Raw genomic sequence first — 20,030 nt, forward strand, 5'->3', positions numbered from 1 at the left:
GGGGTGTCGCATGGAGCTCACGCTCAGTCGCAATCAGTTGATGAGCAAGGTATTCTTCGGACTGTTTCTGAGCTTATTGTCTGCGTTTGTGGGGCTCGGGGTCGGTTGCTATCTCCCGCCGGCTTTGATAGTGGTCGCCATGGTCGCGGAGTTGGTCATGATTGTGGTGGCCATGTTCATTCAGCGCTCTCGTCGCATCGGTATGGGTTTTGTCATGGCCTTCACGTTTATTTCTGGGCTGACGTTGTACCCGATTATCTCCGTGAAGATCTCCCAGCTCGGAGCGACCTTGGTCCTTGAAGCGGCAGGGGTGACTGCCGCGACGTTCTTGATCTCGGCCTTGGTGGCCGCCCGTAGCGACTTCGACTTTTCATTCTTGGCCGGCTTTTTGTTCATTGGCTTGTTGGCCCTGCTCTTAACGGGCATAGTCTCGCTGTTTATCAGTTTTTCAACGGTCGCGGAGCTGATCTATTGTGTCCTCGGCATCGCCATTTTTGTCGGCTACGTCCTGTTTGACGTGAATCGTATGGCTCATCACGGCGTGGCGGAAGACCAGGTGGCCTGGGTCGTGCTCTCCTTATATCTGGACATTATCAACCTGTTCCTGTTTATCCTGCGCTTGATGGGGGTGCTGCAGTCCTCCCGGGACTGACGTGTACAAGGGTTGTTCGGAAAAGGAGGCTATCACCTGGCTACCTTTTCCCCAGGCCACAGAAAGCTAAACACGGAGCAGCTGAAGCTTTGCTAGCGCGTCGGGGACCGTCGTTTTTGGCCGGATGGCCGCGATCCGCCATTTGCGTGCATCCGCGCCACTCGCTATAATATCTGGCAATATCACATGACCGCCACCGGTCAGTTTGAAACGGATGGGGTTTCGCCTCTCGTCCGCGCGGGGATGGGGGCTTTTTGTTTACCGAAGGAGTCGACGCGAAATATGGAATACAACGTACGAGCGGTAGAGAAAAAGTGGAAGCAGCGCTGGCGCGAACAAGGCGCTCACAAGGTGAACGAAGCGAGCGGAAAGCCCAAGTACTACTGTTTGGACATGTTCCCGTATCCGTCCGGAAGTGGTCTGCACGTGGGGCACTGGCGCGGGTATACGATTTCCGACGTGTGGAGCCGCTATAAAAAGTTGCAAGGCTATGAGGTGCTACACCCGATGGGCTGGGACGCGTTTGGCTTGCCCGCCGAAAACTACGCGATTTCCCACGGCGTCCATCCGGCGGTCTCGACGGCCGAAAACGTGGCCAATTTTAAGCGCCAACTTGAAGAAATCGGCGCGATGTACGACTGGGATCGAGAAATTAACACGAGCAGTCCGGAGTTTTACAAGTGGACCCAATACTTTTTTACAAAGATGTTTGAGCGTGGTTTAGCGTACAAAAAGAAGATGCCCATCAACTGGTGCCCCAGCTGTAAAACCGGATTGGCCAATGAAGAAGTCGTCGACGGAAAGTGTGACCGCTGTGGCAGCGATGTCACCAAACGCGAGATGGAACAGTGGATGCTGCGCATCACCGCGTATGCGGACAGGCTCTTGGAAGACCTAGACAAGCTGGACTGGCCGGATAAGGTAAAACGCATGCAACGGGCCTGGATTGGCCGCTCCGAAGGCGCGCGTATCCTGTTTCGGGTTAAGGGGCATGAGCAGGAGACGATTGAGGTGTTCTCCACCCGCCCGGATACCCTGTATGGGGCCACGTACATGGTGTTGGCGCCAGAACACCCACTGGTGAACCGGATAACGGCGCCGGAACAACGCGCGCAGGTCGAGGAATACGTGGCAGAGACGCTGAAAAAGTCGTCGATTGATCGGCAGGTGGTCGACAAGACCAAGACGGGCGTGTTCATCGGCGCCTATGCCGAACACCCGTTGACCGGCGAAGCGTTGCCGATTTGGATCTCCGACTACGTTCTGATGGACTACGGCACGGGTGCCATCATGGCTGTCCCCGCCCACGACGAACGGGACTACGAGTTTGCGCAAGCGTTTCATCTGCCCATCCGCCAGGTAATTGAGCCGTTTGATCCGGAAGTGGCGAAAGAGGTCAAAGACGGCCTTTATACAGGGCCGGGGCGCCTGATTCACTCTGGCGACCTGGACGGCCTCGATGTCGAGGCCGGCAAAAAGGCGATGATTGAACGGCTCAAGGCGAAAGGACTGGGGGATGCGACCGTCAACTACCGCATGCGCGACTGGGTGTTTGCCCGGCAGAGGTATTGGGGCGAACCGATTCCCATTATTTATTGTCCCCAGTGCGGGACAGTGCCCGTACCTGATGACCAGCTGCCCGTAACGCTCCCGGATGTCGAGCGGTATGAGCCAACTGGAACGGGCGAGTCGCCGCTGGCAGCGATTGAATCGTTTGTCCATACCACGTGTCCCAAGTGTGGTGGGCCGGCCCGAAGAGAGACCGATACGATGCCGCAGTGGGCGGGATCGAGCTGGTATTTCCTGCGCTATGCCGATCCGCACAACGATTCGGCGCCGTTCAGCAAGGAAGCGGCCAACCGTTGGCTGCCGGTCGATATGTATATTGGCGGCGTTGAGCACGCGGTTCTGCATCTGTTGTACGCGCGCTTCTTTACGAAAGTGATTCATGACCTGGGCCTGATTGATTTTGACGAGCCGTTCCAGCGCCTGTTCAACCAAGGCATGTTGACGCTGAACGGGGCGAAGATGAGCAAGTCAAAAGGCAATGTGGTCAATCCGGACGACATTATTGACAAGTTCGGCGTAGACGCGCTACGGGTCTATGAGCTGTTTGTCGGTCCACCAGAAGACGATGCCGAGTGGAGCACCAACGGCCTGGAGGGTGTAAGCCGCTTCTTGAACCGGTACTATCGGTTATTTGCCGCCTCTCGGGAGAACCCTGCTGTGGAGCGCGAATCGTTGACGCGCCTGCGGCACCGGTTTGTCGCTACCCTTTCCGAGCGGATGGAAAACTTTAAGCTGAACACGGCCATCAGTGCCTTTATGGAATACACCAACGCCCTTACTGAGGAGGCGCGCAACGGAGGACTGGACAAAGCCACATTGGAAACGATGGCGGTGACGATTGCCCCGTTTGCTCCGCATCTGGGTGAGGAGTTATGGTCTCAACTGGGCCATCCGGAGTCGGTGTTCAATGCTTCCTGGCCGGATTACGAGGAGCGCTGGCTCAAGGATGAGGAAGTCGAGATTGCGGTGCAGGTAAATGGGCGAGTACGCGGCCACGCGGTGGTGTCTGTGGAGGCGGGCAAGGAGGAGGTTCTCGCGCAGGTCCGACAAACCCCCGAAATCGCCGAGTGGTTGGTTGGAAAAGAGATTGTGAAGGAGATCTATGTGCCGGGACGATTGGTCAATCTGGTTGTGAAGGGGTGACACCATGCCTCCCGTCCAGGCCGATGAGCATAAGCTGTACTACCGGATTGCCCAACAGATTCGCGGTATGATTGAAGAAGGGGTGCTCAGGCCGGGAGACCGGCTGCCCCCTCTGGCCGAGCTGGCGGAGCAGTTTGGCTGCAGCCGAGCCACGGTGCGGGAGGCTTTGGGTGCCCTGCGCGGTCAAGGGCTGGTGGAGTTTCGCCATGGCAACGGCACCTATGTCCGCACGGCAGCGGTGCAAATGTGGATGGAGCCGCTGGAGGCGGCGCTTCTTCTCGGACAAGGCGAAATCAGGCAGCTGCTGGAGGCGATGACCGCTCTCTTGGCGGGCATCGCCAGCGTTGCGGCTGCACGTGCCGAGGAGACAGATTTTGCCCCTTTGACCCAGGCGATGTTCCAAGTGGAATGCGCCTACCCGCGCGGCGAGGATGCGATTGCGGCCGATATGGCCTTTTATTTGACGCTCGCGGCATGCTCGGGTAACGAGGTATTGGAAAATGCACTGCGTGTGACGCAAGAAGCGTTGCGCAGCGCCCTACGCCTTGTGGCGGACGAGTGGCAAAGTGGGGTCAACACTTGCCGGGCGGTTTACGACGCGGTGCTGGCCGGAGACGCCCATAGAGCTCGCGAGATTCTTTATGCGTATGGGCAAACCATGGTACAGCGGATTGAGTCGCGGACAAACGGATCCTAGACAAGGTCAAAATCCGTTTTCAATTTCAGGATAACGGTGTATAATAACGATGTAAGCGCTATCAGAATCATGAACTCCCACACCAACTGGGGAGATGATCGGATATGCACGGGAAGTACGAACTACTTGTGGTTGCGTTTTCGGATGTAGGTGTGGATTACGTACGACGGGCCCAGCAGCTTGGTGCACGCGTACGCGTCCTGGATTGTTTCGACATATACCACCGCCAACTGCGTGAAACGTACGGTGCGCAGAACCTTTTGACCACGGAGGGCAATCGTGTGGCCGTGCGGGAGGCAGTAGCGCGTGAAGGTCTAGATGTGGCCATTGTACACGCGGACGTGGATTTGGTTCGCACCGCACTGGTGGTGCAATCCCTTTGTCAAGCGGGTGTACCGGAGGTGCTGGTGGTTACAGACAACCGGGCGCACCGTCGCATGTTTCGCCGCTTGGGGGCCCATCAGGTAATAGTCGCTTCGGGAATGGAGGCGGCGTGGGCGCAACTGTATCGGTATTTGCCCAAGCACATGCCGGCTTGAGCATGCGAAGCAAACGCCTTGTGATCTCACGTAAGCGTAACGCTTGGCCGGTTAACCTAGATGCTGGCGATGCCAGGACATAATTGAGCGTGAACAACCTCCTTCTCTGACGGTCGGTTTAGCTACCGCATCGTAGGGAAGGTTTTATTTTTCGGCGACTTTGAATCCGTGTGCGGCGGCTGTGGTTGGGATATGGTATTATCAACTTGATATGAACCTGGCAAGAAGGTGACCGTATGTCGCAGCTGCAAAAAGTGACGTTTTTTTGTCTGGCGGTCATAACCATGGCTTGTTTTGCTGTGGGTAGTGTGATGCTGGCTGAGGAACGCGGCGGAGTGGCCGCCCTGTTGTTCGTTGCAGCCATTCTATTAACCGGGATTGGGTTTATAACGCGCAAGCGTATTCTCCGCCACAGTACCCAGCGGCTGTAGCCGCATGCGCGCCCGTAGCGGTGGGCCTTCATAGGATCGGACATCACGAAAAAGCCCTTTGCGCATTTTTGTCGGAAATGGATTGCCCTGCGAGCGGTCTGTGAAGTGGCACGTTGACTGTCCCAGCACTTGACGGAAAAGGTGGTTGGGCCGTGGGCGTTTCCCCGAAACAAACGGAAATGCGCCGATACCTCTGGCGCGTCGTTGAAGTGATGTCGCTGTTGGCCTTGGTGGTCGTACTGCTGGCGGCCTTCGCGTTCGCATGGCCTTACATTTTTCCGTTCGTGATTGGCGGCGTGCTGGCGATGATTCTGCTGCCCTTGGTGCGTTGGTGTGAGCACCTGGGAATGGGCCGCACAGTCGCTGTACTTACCGTGATGGTGGGTATTGTCGTCTTGTTTTTGCTCATTTTTACATATTTAGCCATCGCTATCGCCAAAGAGGCCACAACACTTACCGCAAAGCTGCCGGAGTATTTCACGCAGGCGCAAGGGTGGGCACAACAACGCCTGCAACAAGCCATGGCAGCCTACGGGCAGCTTCCGCCCCAGATTACCTCGGGACTCCAGGACGCAGTGAGCCATGTCCTGAAAGCGATAGAAGGGTGGTTCAATAACCTCGCCACCTTTATCTTGAATTCACTCACCATGTTGCCCGAATGGACGTTTGTGGTTGTCATCGCTTTGATTGCCACCTTTTTTATGCTTGTGCGCCGGGAGCGCATGTACGGTAGCTTTCTGCGCATCCTCCCGCCCGGTTGGTCCGGCAAGGTGCAGGTCGTTGTCAACGACGTCGTGCGCGCGTTCATTGGCACGATTCGCGTACAGGTCATCCTGATGATTCTATCCGCAGTCTTGGGCGTACTCGGGATGTGGGTGCTGAACATTCCCTACGCCCTGATTCTCGGTCTGTTGTTCGGCATTTCCGGCCTGATTCCGGTTCTCGGTTCGGCGGTTATGACGGTACCTTGGGCGGCTGGGGCGCTTCTCCTGGGTGACCTGCCCATGGCCATCAAGGTGCTTTTGATTCAAGTGGTGATTTCGTTCATTCGCCACCTCGTTGAGCCGAAGATTCTGGCGGACAGTGTCGGTTTGGATACGCTGTCAACCCTGTTTGCTCTGTACATAGGAATGAAGCTGCTCGGAGTTGTAGGTTTGTTTGTCGGTCCGATTGCGCTCATCGCCGTCAAATCGCTGCTGCGGATTCGACTGTTTGTCGATTTTCTGCCGGCCGAAGCGCAGCCGGTGGGCGATCCGCTGGTTCAACCGGTGGTCGACGCGTCCGCTGGGAATACGTCCGAGGTCGAGAAGTCGGGTTCTGAACCGCGGAGGGACGAGGAATGAAAATTACAAGTCTGCACGGCGACGGTCGCCCACACCGTACCTGGCTTCGCGCCGAAGTGACGGATGACCCTTGGGCGTTTTTCATTCCTCCAGGCAGTCCGGTGATGGAGGCGGATGGACGCTGCTGGTCAGACTCTGATCCGGTCTTGCTCCTGTTTTGGCCGGGCGAGTTCTATCAAGCGTGTCTCTTGATGCGAGATGCTGGCACGGATTATTACTGCAATGTGATCACACCGCCCGTGTATGACCCGCAGGCAGGGGTGCGCTTTCACGACCTGGATATTGACGTGCTGCGGATGCAGGGCGTGCTGAAGGTGGCAGACGAAGATGAGTTTCAGGTGCGCAGCTCATTGTACCCGTCCACATGGGTAGCTGCGGCATTGGCCGCGCGGGACAGGTTGGTGGAGGCCGCTTATGCCCAAAGCGGCCCGTTTTCCCCTAGCCTTGCTCATCGCTGGCGTGCCTGGCTGAAACGTCGCGGATGACAACGGCCTCTCAGTATGCTGGTAGGCGCTCGGTTTGTTGACGGCCTCCCGATGCATTCGGGAAGCCATGTCACGCGTCGTTTTCTTTCTGGCCGCCGCGAAGGTCCGGATCGAGCAGTTTGCGTGCTCGTTCCATAATCGCGAACAACGTCTTCGAGTCTTGTTCCAACTGTTCTACCGTGACTGGGCCCAAGTCGCCTACTGGATTTCTGGCCAACTGCGCCTCCAGTTCACGGACTTTTGTGGCTAATTCGTCTCGCTCGGATTCTACCTGTTCCAGCTGTTGGCGAAGCTTTTGGTATCCGGCGTCGAACGCCTGGAGAAACTTGATAACGTCCTGCATCGATTCGGATGCGGTCATGGTCATGAAGGGGGTCGGTTCTTTGTAGGAAGAATTGGTCGCGCTCATATTTTGTGCCGACTTACGCTCCTTTTTGGCAAGTTCGATGTCATCGCGGCGTTCCTTACGGAGAACACCATTCCAGCGGTAGCCACAGGCAGCGGCTGTGCGGCCGAGTTCGGCTGCAGCCTCTTCGAACGCTTTCAGCTGCGTGCTTCCGGTGCGAATGTGACGAAGGACAATCTCAGCCAGCCGTTCGTCATCGCTGGGCGTCCAGGCGTCTGACCGGGTCGACCAGCGTTCTACACCTTCCATAACAAATTCCTCCTTCTACTGGCTGCTATCATTTATTTCCAAGGTGTACGAGATTAATACCCTGTCAGGTAAAAAACCCACTACTATGCTATGTAAGAGTCGGGAAATCGTGACCTTGGCCGCAGAAAGTCGTAGAGAGGTACGAACAGGAGTTCGCGGGCGGATCGCGAAAAGAAAAGTATAAACGTACACCAGACGCGGTGATGATTGAAAGAGGTTAGGGAACCCATGGAATTGGCACTTTTGCTGGACGAATGGCGTCGGAGCGAGGCGTTCATGCGCCAGGTTGCCAGTTGGCAGGTTCAACCGGCTCGCCCCGGACGGATTCGCCCGCTGCCTGACTGGCTTCATGACGAAGTCCGCTCCGCCTTGATGGCGCGCGGGATTCGCGGCTTATATTCGCATCAGCAGGAAGCCGTGGAGCGGGTGCATCTGGGTCAACACGTCATGGTCACAACACCCACTGCGAGTGGGAAGACCTTGTGTTACAACCTGCCGGTATTGGATGCGGTGTGCAAAAATCCGGAGAGTCGGGCGTTATATATCTTCCCAACGAAAGCCTTGGCACAAGACCAGGTGGCGGAACTGAACGACCTGGTGCGCCACCTAAAAACGACGGTTCACTCCTTTACCTATGATGGCGATACGCCGATTCACGCGCGCAACAAGATTCGCGAAGCCGGACATATCGTCGTCACCAACCCCGACATGCTGCACAGTGCGATTCTCCCGCATCATACCAAGTGGCTGCGCCTGTTTGAGAACCTGCGCTACGTGGTCGTTGACGAGGCGCATATCTATCGTGGGGTCTTTGGTAGCCATACGGCCAATGTTCTGCGGCGGTTGCGGCGGATCTGCGAATTTTACGGGAGCAGTCCGCAGTTTATCCTCAGCTCCGCCACCTTGGCGAATCCAGAGGAGCTCGGCGCGAAGTTAATCGGAGCCGAGGTATCCCTCGTCGACGAGTCCGGAGCCCCGCACGGAGAGCGGCATACCATCATTTACAATCCACCGTTGGTCAATGAGCAGCTCGGTCTGCGCAAATCCGCGTTAACTGAGGCGCGACGGATTGGCATTCGACTGATTAACGAGGATATTTCCACCATCGCTTTTGTTCGCTCTCGCAATCAGGTGGAACTGCTTGCGACCTATTGGAAACGGGGCGTGCGGGGAGGCGAAGACGGCCGCGTGATGGGCTACCGCGGGGGCTATCTTCCTAACGAACGGCGGCAGATTGAACGCGACTTGCGATCCGGGCGTATCCGGGGTGTGGTCAGCACGAATGCGCTGGAGCTGGGGGTGGACATTGGATCGCTGCAGGCGGCGATTTCGGTCGGCTATCCGGGGACCATCGCTTCCCTGCGCCAACAAGCCGGGCGTGCCGGGCGCCGGCAAGGTCTCTCTTTGTCTCTATTCATTGCCAATGCGTCGGCCGTGGATCAATACGTGGTGTCGCACCCGCAGTACATCTTAGCCGGAACGCCAGAGGCCGCCCGTGTCTATCCGGACAATCTGCTCATCTTGGTCGATCACCTCAAGTGCGCGGCGTATGAATTGCCGTTCCGGACGGACGAACGGTTTGGTGTGGAGACGACGGCCGAGTTGTTGGATTATCTGGAGGCGGCGCGTGTACTGCACAAAGGGGGAGACGGACGGTATTACTGGATGGCCGATTCGCTTCCTAGCCATTCGGTTTCCTTGCGCAGCGCCGCCCAGGACAATGTGGTCATCGTCGATGTGTCAAAGGCGCACCATGTCGTCATTGGCGAGATGGACAGGTTCAGCGCCTTGACAATGCTGCACGAGGAGGCCATTTATCTCCATCAATCGCAAGTCTATCAGGTGGAGAAATTGGACCTGGAGAACGGCAAGGCGTTCGTGCGTCCAGTCGCGGTGGATTACTATACCGATGCCGAACTGGCGGTGCGCCTGCAGGTCCTGGATGAACTGAACACGCGGCAGGCCACGCAGCCTGAGGCAGCGGGCCATCACTTCGGGGAGGTGATGGTCAACGCGGTGCCGACCCTGTTTAAAAAGATCAAGTTTGACACGCATGAGAACCTGGGCTGGGGAAAGATTTACCTGCCGGAGGCCGAGCTGCACACCAGCGGCTATTGGTGTGCCTGGCAGGCGGGGGAACTGCTGCCAGGGCGCAGTCAGTGGGAAACGGCGTTGAAGGGCGCCGCCCATGTCTTGCGCCAGGCCGCATCCCTGCACTGCATGTGCATGCCCTCGGACCTGCACGCGGCGGCGTTCATCAAAGACCCGCACACCGGCTGTCCGACCGTATATTTATACGACGCGTACCCTGGCGGGGTGGGCTTGGCCGAGCGCGTATATCGAATTGCCGAAGACGTGTTTGCGACCGCCTGGGACATGGTCTCTGCATGCCCCTGTGAGACAGGGTGTCCGTCCTGCATTGGAGCCGGTCAGGACGATCCGGACGCCAAGGCGTGGGTGAAGGTGTTACTGTCTACAGTCACTCATCCGACGCCTGCAGAGGTGAGCATCCGGTGAGTCGGTCGTTGTTGGAGCGGTTGGCCGCGTTGGAACAGTCGGTCCGCCGGCCGACGCCCGCCTCGGGGAAGATGGAACCTGCGGCGTCCGCGGGCCGTAATGCGAATGACCGTGCGGATGTGGATGCGGATTGTCCAGATGTGGACCGTACAGGTTTGGACCAATCACCCAGCTCGGATGCTGGAGGCGCGCAGTCTGGAGCGGCGACGTTTACCGCAACTGGCCTAGAGCAGCTCGGGTTTTGTCGGGAGGACGACGGCTTGGGTCCGATTTGGCATCGAGAGTTGCGCTACGACATCCTGACCTGGCATGGAAACGGCCGGTTTCTCCACCTCCTGGAGTGCGATTTGCGCAGTCTCATGCGTCTGACTGTGCGCGCCGGCGAGACGTCAAGTGAACGCGTGGCGGCGTCTGACCCGGTTCCGGCGGTGGAACGGATGCGTTTCTACGATACCGAGACGACCGGTCTCGGCAGTGGCGCCGGGACATTTCCGTTTTTGCACGCCATCGGATTGGTGGAAGGCGACGAGTGGGTTATCCATCAGTACCTGCTGGTCGATTACACGGAGGAAGCGACCCTCTTGGCAACCCTACATCAGCGACACTTTGAGCCTGGAACAGTTGTCGTTTCCTACAACGGACGCAGCTTTGACTGGCCGCTTTTGTTGAATCGCTTTGTCCTCTACCGGCTGTCGGCGCCTACTGAGGTTCGGCAATTGGATTTGATGTATCCGTGCCGTCGCCTGTGGAAAAAGCGCCTCGGCCGCACCAATCTGGCGGCCATCGAGGGGGAGATTTTAGGGGTCCGCCGCATCAATGATTTGCCAGGGCATGAGGCCCCTGCGCGGTACTTTGAATTCGTATCCACCCGCGATGCGGCGCGATTGGAGCCGGTTTGCGACCATAACGCAGCCGACGTGTCGAGTCTAGCGCGTCTGGCCGCGGTGCTGGCAGAGACACTGAACGGAGGGCGGACTGTCGAGACCGCGGCGGAATACACCGCCTTGGCCCGTTGGTACGGAGAATGGGGCGAATACGACTTGGCGGAACACTGTTTGGCGGTCGCCGTCGGTTGTCCGGATGCGGAGTGGCAGGCGTATTGGCTGCGCAGTCTGTTGCTGAAACGGCAGCAGCGGTGGCAGGAGGCACAGGAAGTCTGGACAGAGATGGCGCAGCAATTCTCTTGGGCGGTGGCACCGCTGGTGGAACTGGCCAAACTGGCGGAGCACCGTGAGAAGGACTGGTCAAAGGCCATGCACTGGACGCGTACCGCGCTGGCGAGATTAGAGAAGCCAAGATTGGGCCCGGATGGGCACGGTCTGTCTTCAAACGGCATTCGCACCGTATCCGCACTGACGAATTGGCGCGCAGTTGTAGCCGAGAAGGCGCCGGTGTACGACGATGCGCAGCGCGCACGTATTCGCGGGCAGCTACTCCATCGTTTGCAGCGTCTGGAACGAAAAATGCGCCAGGATAAACACCCTGACGCACAGAACGCGGATTGAACGGCACGCACCGAGATCACCCGGATAGGCCATGGTTTTTCATCGCTCGCAACCTTTGCACGGATTCACATGGTGGCTCAATCTGCGACAGGTAGCTCCTCCCGCCGTTCGCGCCGGTGTTGGCGCAAATGCAGCAGTTCGTACATGACAGGAACCACAATCAGGGTGAGCAGCGTCGATGTCACTAATCCGCCGATGACCACCACCGCCAGCCCCTGGGAAATCAATGCTCCTTCCGTAAATCCAATCGCCAATGGAAGCAAGGCACAAACGGTGGCGACGGCCGTCATCAGAATCGGTCGCAGGCGGGTGGCCCCAGCCTCCAATAACGCCGAGCGGATGGACTGGCCTTCACGCCGCCGTTGTTCCACCCGGTCCACGAGCACAATCGCGTTCGTCACCACAATCCCCATCAGCATCAAAATGCCGATGAGAGAGGACACGCTCACGGGCTGGTGCGTGACGACGGTCCCGAAGAAGGCGCCAATTAAGGCTGCCGGCATCGAAAACAAGATGGCAAACGGAGCGGACCAACCCCCGAACGTAATCAGCATGACCAGGTACACGATGCCAACACTTACCACAATCGCTTCAATCAACTGGGAGAAACTCTGGTTTTTCTGCTGACTATCCCCGGACAGTTCGGTTTTCACCCCATGCGGCAGGTGCAGGGATTGCACCTTGGCCAATGCCAGCTGCGTCGTGCGCCCCGTATTCTGGCCGGTAAAGGTCCCGGTGACCGAGGCGTATGCCTGCCCGTCGCGGTGCTGAACGGATATGGGAGACTGCACTACGCGCACGGAGGCCACATCGGCCAGGTGCAGGGTCTGTCCAGTGCTGGTTTGAATCGGCAGGTTCCGCAACGCCTTCAGCGCATCCAATCGACTCTCAGGCCGCAGTTTTGCCACGACCGTGTACGTGGTCTGGTCGAGCTGCACGGTACCGACCTGGTTTCCGCCGACGTAGTCCTTGACGATGTTTCCGATCTGGTAGGCACTCAACCCGTATTTGGCCGCCTTGGCGACGTCGGTATGAATTTCTATCTGCGGCTGCGTGGCGGTGAGATTGTTCGTCACGTTGGCCAGTCCGGGTACGTGCGATAAAGATTTGGTTATTTGCACCGCAGCCTGTTTAATGGCCTGATTGCTCGGTCCAGTCACAATCAGCTCGAGCGATCCGGACGTACCTCCCATCGAGAGGCTGTTCACTTGAATCTGCGCGGGCCCTGCCAACGGTTTGACCTGACCGCGCAGTTTGGCCAAAAACGCATCCACATTGGTATCCGGCTGCAGTCTGAGCATGATGGTGGCTTGATTACTTTGGCTCACACTGCCGCTCATCGATATTTCTCCGCTGTCTCCGCCCACCTGGGTGTTGATCTGCGATACGGCCGGGGACCGGGTTACCACATCCTCAATCTGCCGAGCCTTGGCATCCGTTTCGGAACGGGCTGTTCCCACCGGCATCTGGATGGAGATGGTGGCAAACTTTTCTTCCGTTTGCGGAATGAACGTGCTGCCGGCCAGGGGCAGTACGAGGATGGAGGCCACCAATGCCACCCCGGTCAAACCGAGCACGACAGCCTTGTGTTCCAGACACCAGTTGAGAGTGTGTCGATACACCCGACGCCAGGTCGGCTCCTGGTCAATCGGGCTTGGCTCGGATTTTGGGGTGCGCCGCGTGACGAGCAGCCATGCCATCAAGGGCACCACGGTCAAGGCGACGAGCAGGGAAGACAAGAGCGAACAGACCACGGTCAAAGCGAAGGGAAAGAAAATCTTCCCGACAAGACCGCCGACCAGACTGAGCGGCAGGAAAACGGCCACCGTCGTGATGGTGGACGAGGTGATGGCTCGGCCAACTTCGGCCGTCGCCGCCAGGGCGAGCTCCCTTCCGCTTCCCAAGCGGCGGCGCCACCTTCTGTGAATGTTTTCAATCACAACGATGCTGTCGTCGACCACGCGCCCCGTCGCGACCGCCATCCCGCCCAGCGTCATGATGTTCAGGGTGACGTGGAAACGGTTCAGCAGGACGAGGGCGATAAGGATAGATAACGGGATCGATACGATGGCGATAACGGTGGTCCGGACACTGCGCAGGAACAGCAGAATGACCAGCACAGCAAACAACGCACCGAACACCGCCTCGCGTATCGTGCCGTTCAGGGACGCTGTTATCATGTCGGCGCTGTCAAACAGGGTGTGCACACGTACACCCGATGGCAGCTGCGATTGCAGTTGAGCCAACTCGGCAGCCACTGCCCGGCTGACGGCTACCGTGTTTGCGTCTTGCGACTTGTTGACCCCAATGAACACACTGGGTTTTCCATTGGTGCGATTGATGGAGCCGCTTGTCGGCGGTTGCAGCTGGATATCCGCCAGAGTGCTCAAGGCGACCGTTTTGAGTGTGTTTGATTGCTGGTCGGTCGCGCTTTTTGCAGGCGTGGTCGGAACCGCAGTACCTGTATGGCTTTGCGCCGAGGAGCTGGCGCTCATCCGCTTTTGGAGTGCCGAGAGTTGGCTCGTTAACTGCGACTGGGTCTTTTCCAACCCTTGAATCTCCGCTTGCAGTTGCGCAATCTTGTGCGGATCGCGCGAGTTGGCAGGCTTTTGCAGTTCCTGGTTCAGGGCGAGCTCGGCCCCAAACAGCTGACCCTGCACCGTCTGCAGCGAGCTGAGCAGTTGTGTTTCTGTTTGTACCAAGCCAAGTCCTTGCCCGACCTGGCCAAGCCCAGAAGCCACCTGACCGACGGCAGAGCCAAGTTGTTGCATGCCTTGTCCCATCTTTTCGAGACCCGCGTTCGGGTTCGGCGGGATAGGGATGCGTAGTTTGCGTAAATCGGACAGCGAGGCGACGGAACTGGCCAGTTGCACCGGCTGTTCCTTTCCGCCCATCACCGTGGATCCGAGGGGCATTACGGTGTCGTCCGCCTGTAGGTCTTGCAGCACCTCGTCCAGTGTGAGGTTGTATTTCTTCAACTGCTTGGGGTGGAAGTTCATGACCACTTGGTCTGCGGCAGCACCGGCTGTGCTCACCTTGGCGACTCCGCTTACCCCTTCCAGAGCGGGGACCACGGTATTGTTGACCACGTCTTTGAGTTTATTTGGGCTGATGTGGCTGCCCGATACGGTCAGGTACAGTATGGGGGAGGATTCAAACGAGAAGTCTTGCACGCTTGGCTGTCCGGCACCATCTGGGAGTTTGACCTGGTTAACAGCCGCTTGCACCTTTTGCTGGACATCGTTCACATTCGCGTCCATCGTCAACTGAATTTCTACTTCCGAGACGTTGGCGACGGATGTGGATAAGACCGTGTCTACCCCTGCAAGGCCCTTGACCGCCTTTTCGAGGGGCTCTGTGACATCATTGGCGACCTGCTCTGGACCGGCACCTGGATAGGAAGTGACCACAGACAGCATCGGCAAGGAAATGTCTGGCATCAGTTCTTCCTGCAGCTGTCGCCCAGATAGGATACCACCGATAGCAATCAGTACGACAAGGATGGCAATGACGACCGGGTTGTTCAAGGCGAAACGGGTCAAAAAGCGCATGTCGGCACTCCTTGTTGGACAGGGTCAATTTTTCCCTCATTGTAAGCATAGGGTGCGTCCGCTGACAATGCCTTTTACGTTATAAAACATTTTTACAGTGAAATAGAGATGGAGGACCGACCATGGATACGATATGGCCTGCCCCACGGCTATCAGACTTGCGGACAATCCCGCTCTCGTCTACTGTTGTAAGGAGAACCATCGTCGCCGTGCCAAGCCGTGGAGACAGAGCGGAAGGTGGTGCGTGGGGAGGCATAGGTATGGAATTTCGCGGGTTTACCGATGACGATTTTGAAGTCTTCGCCGTTCCCGGTTTGGAGCCGCGCATGGCAGAACTGAAAGCTCGCCTGCGGCCAAAACTGGAGCAGCTGGGTCAGGATTTGTCCGAATACCTCAGACAACGGCTCGGTCGACCGATGTGGGCGCACGTGGCAAAACACGCTCGACGCACCGTGAATCCGCCGGATGACAGTTGGGTGGCTTTTTGCCATGAGCGTCGTGGGTATAAAAAACACCCTCACTTTCAAGTGGGCGCATGGCGAACGCACGCGTTTGCCGTATTTGGGGTGATCTCGGAGTGCCCAGGGCGCGCGCAATACGCGGCGCGGCTTTTGCAGCGGGTAGAAGAAGTAAAGACCTGGGTGTCCGATGATTACGTGTGGATACCGGATCACACCAATCCAGCGTCCCTGCCGGCCGTTTCGGTGGACACGGAACGCTTGGTGGAACTGTTTGAGCGGTTAGGGCAGTCGCGGCAGGGAGAATTGCTGGTCGGCATCTGTATACCGCGGGAGGAAGCCGTGGAACTGGGCGCGGTTGGCTTTGAAGAACGGGTGAAAGAGACGTTTAATCGGCTCATCCCGTTCTACGAACTCGCGATAGATTGATTGTAAGTCCGGAAAGGGGTCAGGTAAGACCCAAGCAGTGCCAGGAAACTAGCCAAAATGCGAACTGGGCCTGGTCGCCAGGACAACAGTCCAGTGGACTGTTGTCCCGTTTAGGCCGGGCGATAGCCCGGCGGAAGTTCTGACACCTTTTCGGACCACCTTAAAAGGAGGTTGTTGGGTCGTGAAAACCATTGAAGATGCCCTCGCGCTGCTGCACGAGTACACGGAGAGTGAATCGCTGCGCCGTCACGCGTACGCTGTGGCGGCCGCAATGCGGGCCTATGCGGAGCGGTTTGGGGAAGACCCGGATACGTATGAGATGACGGGGCTGCTGCACGACTTTGATTATGAACGCTATCCAGACCTGAGCCAACACACCGTGGTCGGCGCCCGCATCTTGCGCGAGCAGGGCTGGCCAGAAGAAATCGTACACGCCATTCTTGGCCATAACGATCACAACGGAGTTCCGCGTGACACCTTACTCGCGAAGACGCTGTACGCTTGTGACGAGTTGTCCGGGTTCGTCATGGCGGTCGCCATGGTCAAGCCGACCCGGAATCTTCAGGACGTGTCAGTAAAAAGTGTAAAGAAAAAGCTAAAGGATAAGGCGTTTGCCCGCGGCGTTAATCGCGACGATGTGTATCGGGGGGCCGAAGAACTGGGAATCGAACTGGATGAACACATTCAACAGGTCATTTCCGCGCTGATTCGTGTTGCTTCGCGGCTCGGACTGGACGGGGCAGAAAGTGCATAAACATAAGGCGCGGGCCAAGTGAGACCGAGGTGTCATGGTGCGGATTCACCTATTTCATATCAACGATGTGCACAGCAGACTCGAAAACTATATGCGCCTGGGGGCCATACTTCGCCAGCGCCGGGATGAGGTGCGGCGGCGTGGCGAGCCTGCGCTAACGTTTGATCTTGGCGACTTGGTGGACAGGGTTCGTCCCGAGAGTGAAGGTACCCTGGGCGAAGTGAACGCGGCGCTGTTGGCTGCCCTTGGCTGTGACGCTTGGGTGTTCGGAAACAACGAGGGGTTGACCGTGCCGGTTGAGGTTTGGCCGCGCTTGTTCGAGCGGAGTGAAACTAAGATTCTCGTGGCCAACCTGGAACGTAGCGACGGTGGACGGTTTTCGTTCATTCAGGAGCGGGCTGTGTTTGTAGCGGGGTCTGTGCGGATTGGCGTATTTGGATTGACGCCCGACTATCCCAAACCCTACGAGTTCTTGGCTGCCAACCCATTAGAGCCATTCGCGGCGGCTGCGCACCAGGTTCAGCAGCTCAAGGCGGAGGGCTGCCAGATTATCATCGCGTTGTCCCACCTCGGGTTATATGCGGATCGTCAGTTGGCCCTCGAGGTCCCTGGCATTGACGTGATTTTGGGGGGCCATACGCACCACTTCATGCAGGCCCCGGAACGAGTGGGAAAGACGAGCATCTTTCAGGTGGGAAAGCACGCGCTCGCGTTCGGGCACACCCAAATCACCTGGGATGAGACGGTAGGCCGAGTCGTGGAGGTTGCTAGCGAGACCGTCCCGGTTGATGTCGATGGTCCCTTGGACCAGGCCATGCTCTCCGCCTATCGTGGATGGCTTCCCGTCGCTGAACAAGCCTTGTCGGGTGTCATTACCGAGTTGCCCCAACCCTTGGCCGTCGCTTACGACCGAGAGTCGGACTTTGCCAATCTGTTGGTCGACAGTCTCTATCACGAGTATCCCTGTGATTTGGCCGTCATGATGGCGGGGGCGCTCACGGCTAGCCTGCTAAGCGGTCCCGTGACGCGTCGACATACCCTGGCCGCCTGTTCCACGCCAACACGGCCGTTGTTTATGACCCTGTCCGGTGCAGACATCTGGAAGGTGTTGGAGAAATCTCTGCGTGTAGAGTTTCACTTGCGCCCGGGCATTGGGTTCGGCTTTCGCGGCGCGGTGGTCGGGTGGCTAGCCATCGCCGGTGGCCAGGTGGAGGTGGCCATGCAGCCAGAGGGACCTGCCATCCGTTCCATTCAGATTGGCGGGCGGCCGCTCCATCGGGAACAAGACTACCGGATTATTACGTGCGAGTACCTCTGGCTGTCGCCCGTGTTTGAGGAAATGCAGCGAGGCCGCGACATTCAGGTGATGCCGCCGTTGGTGCGCGAGCTGTTGCAAAAGTATTTGGCCGATCCCGCCTGTGTACAGGCGGCTCGTCGTCCGCGCTATCGCGTACAGGATGCCGGTGCGCCGACCGTGCGCCCCGCGCTGGATTCCCACTCGTAGGATTAGTAGACCATTACGCCTAGAACCTATTTCGACCTACAGGAGCGCTGTATCATGACTCTCATTTCACGCCAGACTGCGAAGCGGGTGTTGGAGAAGCTGGCACAGGCGTATCCCGATGCCCGCTGTGCCCTTAATCATCAGAACGCTTTTGAATTGCTCATAGCGACGATACTATCGGCCCAGTCTACCGACGCAAGGGTCAACAAGGTTACGGAGGGCTTGTTTCAAAAATACCGTACGCCAGAGGACTACGCGTCTCTGACTCCGGAAATACTGCAAGAAGACATCAAAGAGTTGGGGTTGTATCGGTCCAAGGCAGAAAACATTGTAGCGGCGTGCCGCATCCTGATGGAACAATACGGTGGGCAGGTCCCGGTTTCCCGCGAGGAACTGATGAAGCTGCCAGGGGTGGGGCGAAAGACGGCGAATGTGGTGTTGTCGGTCGCGTTTGGGGTGCCCGCCTTGGCGGTGGACACGCACGTCTCGCGCGTGGCCAACCGCATTGGCCTGGCGGACAGTGACAATCCGCTGCAGATTGAGCAGCAGGTGTGCAGTTTGGTGCCGAAAAAGCTGTGGTCCAACGCGCATCATTGGTTGATTCACCATGGACGCCGAGTCTGCACGGCCCGCAAGCCGCAATGCGATTCATGTCCCCTACAGGCCGAGTGTCGCTATTATAAGCAGGAGCAGAAGAAGGCGGGTAAAAGACCAGCTTCCTCGGCCTAGGGTTTCGACCACTTTGCGCCGATAGCTCATTTGGCATAGGGTTCATAGGTTCCGGCCGGTGTTCGCTGCAATGGCTGCCCACATTCGGCGCAGGCATCGTACCGCCCGGTCGGTCGGGTTGGCTTGCCGCAGCGGGGGCACTGGATGGTTTGGATGCTTGGATTGACGGGGCCAAACCGGAAGTATAACAGGATACCCGCGAGAACACCCAGCCCGCCCGCTGTCGTGAGATAGGGAAGCAGGGCTTTGTTGTAGACACCCAGGTACATGACAAAAAAGCCAGCAAACAGGCAAACGAGGGCCAGGTTGCGCCACTTGTTGACATTCATACAGGTCACCTACCCGGAAGGCTTGGTGTCTGGCGGAAGATTGAAGATTCCTATTCATCTTGGATTCATAGTATCCGAATTGACAGAGAGTGTCCAGGACAGTCCAAGCACCGGGAGGAGGCGGCGGGTATGAACGGCTTTTGGAAACGGGCGTTTATTATTCTCTTGACGGTGGATCTGTTGGTCGTGGTGGCTATCACCGTCTGGTGGGGAACGCTGCCAAAGGCCAATTCCGGGCCCGTTGCTCCTGCCCCAGCCAGGTCGGGGAAGGCGGCGACGGTGCAGCTTAGCATCGGACAAGACGCGGTAAATGCGTATTTGGATTATGCCCTCAGTGAACAATCAGACCTCAAGAATACTCTGTCCTACGCGCGGGTTGAATTTGACGACACCTGGGAGGTGCAAATTGGCGCGAAGCTGGCGGATCGGGTGGTTCCTTTTGATGTGGAATTCAACCCTGTCATTCGAAACGGAAATCTGGAATTACAAATGGAAAGTGCGGACCTAGGACAGGTACCTGTCCCACCGGCTGCGCTTATCATGATTTTGCGTCACCTGCCGTGGCCGGACTGGATTGCGGTGAATCCAGACCAACGCGCCATTGATTTGAATTTCACGGACCGGCCGCAGCACCCGTACGGCATACGTATTCTCGGCTATTCACGACAGACCCGTTTGCTGACCTTGCAAGTGACGATTGTCCCGAAAACCTTGCTCCAGGGAACGTCGTAACCGGCCGC

17 protein-coding genes are annotated in these 20,030 nt (G+C 57.7%); 14 read left to right on the forward strand and 3 right to left on the reverse strand.

Going from position 1 to position 20,030, the window contains the following annotated elements; genetic code table 11:
• The first annotated feature begins 10 nt into the window (after positions 1–10).
• The 7 genes from H522_RS0109625 (at position 11) to H522_RS18665 (ending at position 6,859) form a co-directional block, all read left to right on the forward strand.
• Complete coding sequence (locus H522_RS0109625) at positions 11–652, forward strand: Bax inhibitor-1/YccA family protein (protein WP_026962151.1); 642 nt, start codon at positions 11–13, stop codon at positions 650–652.
• Between the two features lie 282 nt (positions 653–934).
• On the forward strand, positions 935–3,364 hold the full coding sequence (gene leuS / locus H522_RS0109630) for a leucine--tRNA ligase (RefSeq protein WP_026962152.1): 2,430 nt from the start codon (positions 935–937) through the stop codon (positions 3,362–3,364).
• Positions 3,365–3,368: 4 nt separating this feature from the next.
• On the forward strand, positions 3,369–4,061 hold the full coding sequence (locus tag H522_RS0109635) for a FadR/GntR family transcriptional regulator (protein WP_026962153.1): 693 nt from the start codon (positions 3,369–3,371) through the stop codon (positions 4,059–4,061).
• A 104-nt stretch (positions 4,062–4,165) separates the two neighbouring features.
• A complete protein-coding gene (locus H522_RS0109640; RefSeq protein WP_026962154.1) occupies positions 4,166–4,600 on the forward strand; it encodes a hypothetical protein in 435 nt (144 codons plus the stop codon).
• A 236-nt stretch (positions 4,601–4,836) separates the two neighbouring features.
• Complete coding sequence (locus H522_RS0109645; protein ID WP_026962155.1) at positions 4,837–5,031, forward strand: DUF5325 family protein; 195 nt, start codon at positions 4,837–4,839, stop codon at positions 5,029–5,031.
• Positions 5,032–5,183: 152 nt separating this feature from the next.
• Positions 5,184–6,374, forward strand: a complete 1,191-nt coding sequence (gene ytvI / locus H522_RS18660; protein WP_245578073.1) for a sporulation integral membrane protein YtvI — start codon at positions 5,184–5,186, stop codon at positions 6,372–6,374.
• A complete protein-coding gene (locus H522_RS18665) occupies positions 6,371–6,859 on the forward strand; it encodes a DUF402 domain-containing protein (protein WP_051344125.1) in 489 nt (162 codons plus the stop codon). Before ytvI ends, H522_RS18665 begins: the two co-directional genes overlap by 4 nt.
• A gap of 70 nt (positions 6,860–6,929) precedes the next feature.
• Here H522_RS18665 and H522_RS0109660 read toward each other — a convergent pair whose 3' ends face one another.
• Positions 6,930–7,514 (reverse strand): transcriptional regulator, encoded by a 585-nt coding sequence (locus H522_RS0109660; protein ID WP_026962156.1) that lies wholly within the window; start codon positions 7,512–7,514, stop codon positions 6,930–6,932.
• 228 nt (positions 7,515–7,742) lie between these two features.
• Between H522_RS0109660 and H522_RS18670 the strand changes: the two genes are divergently transcribed.
• A complete protein-coding gene (locus tag H522_RS18670) occupies positions 7,743–10,031 on the forward strand; it encodes a DEAD/DEAH box helicase (protein ID WP_051344126.1) in 2,289 nt (762 codons plus the stop codon).
• A complete protein-coding gene (locus H522_RS18675; protein ID WP_051344127.1) occupies positions 10,028–11,536 on the forward strand; it encodes a ribonuclease H-like domain-containing protein in 1,509 nt (502 codons plus the stop codon). The genes H522_RS18670 and H522_RS18675 overlap by 4 nt, the downstream gene beginning before the upstream one ends.
• Positions 11,537–11,613: 77 nt before the next feature.
• Here H522_RS18675 and H522_RS18680 read toward each other — a convergent pair whose 3' ends face one another.
• Complete coding sequence (locus tag H522_RS18680) at positions 11,614–15,087, reverse strand: efflux RND transporter permease subunit (protein WP_051344128.1); 3,474 nt, start codon at positions 15,085–15,087, stop codon at positions 11,614–11,616.
• Between the two features lie 260 nt (positions 15,088–15,347).
• On the opposite strand from H522_RS18680, the gene H522_RS0109680 reads away from it, so the two are divergent.
• From H522_RS0109680 to nth, 4 genes are all read left to right on the forward strand, one after another.
• A complete protein-coding gene (locus tag H522_RS0109680; RefSeq protein WP_026962157.1) occupies positions 15,348–15,974 on the forward strand; it encodes a DUF1054 domain-containing protein in 627 nt (208 codons plus the stop codon).
• Positions 15,975–16,155: 181 nt separating this feature from the next.
• On the forward strand, positions 16,156–16,728 hold the full coding sequence (locus H522_RS0109685) for an HD domain-containing protein (RefSeq protein ID WP_026962158.1): 573 nt from the start codon (positions 16,156–16,158) through the stop codon (positions 16,726–16,728).
• A 37-nt stretch (positions 16,729–16,765) separates the two neighbouring features.
• Positions 16,766–18,232: a bifunctional metallophosphatase/5'-nucleotidase gene (locus tag H522_RS18685; protein WP_051344142.1), complete on the forward strand. Its 1,467-nt coding sequence runs from the start codon at positions 16,766–16,768 to the stop codon at positions 18,230–18,232.
• 54 nt (positions 18,233–18,286) lie between these two features.
• Positions 18,287–18,961, forward strand: coding sequence for an endonuclease III (gene nth, locus H522_RS0109695; protein WP_026962159.1), 675 nt, complete (start codon positions 18,287–18,289; stop codon positions 18,959–18,961).
• A gap of 26 nt (positions 18,962–18,987) precedes the next feature.
• Here nth and H522_RS0109700 read toward each other — a convergent pair whose 3' ends face one another.
• Complete coding sequence (locus H522_RS0109700; RefSeq protein ID WP_026962160.1) at positions 18,988–19,290, reverse strand: DUF2614 family zinc ribbon-containing protein; 303 nt, start codon at positions 19,288–19,290, stop codon at positions 18,988–18,990.
• Between the two features lie 129 nt (positions 19,291–19,419).
• Here H522_RS0109700 and H522_RS0109705 point away from each other — a divergent pair, with 129 nt between their 5' ends.
• Positions 19,420–20,022 carry a DUF2140 family protein gene (locus H522_RS0109705; RefSeq protein WP_026962161.1) on the forward strand — a complete coding sequence of 201 codons (603 nt, stop codon included), beginning with the start codon at positions 19,420–19,422 and terminating at the stop codon, positions 20,020–20,022.
• Positions 20,023–20,030 lie beyond the last annotated feature (8 nt).

The sequence above is a fragment of the Alicyclobacillus herbarius DSM 13609 genome, assembly GCF_000430585.1.
Classification (GTDB): domain Bacteria; phylum Bacillota; class Bacilli; order Alicyclobacillales; family Alicyclobacillaceae; genus Alicyclobacillus_G; species Alicyclobacillus_G herbarius.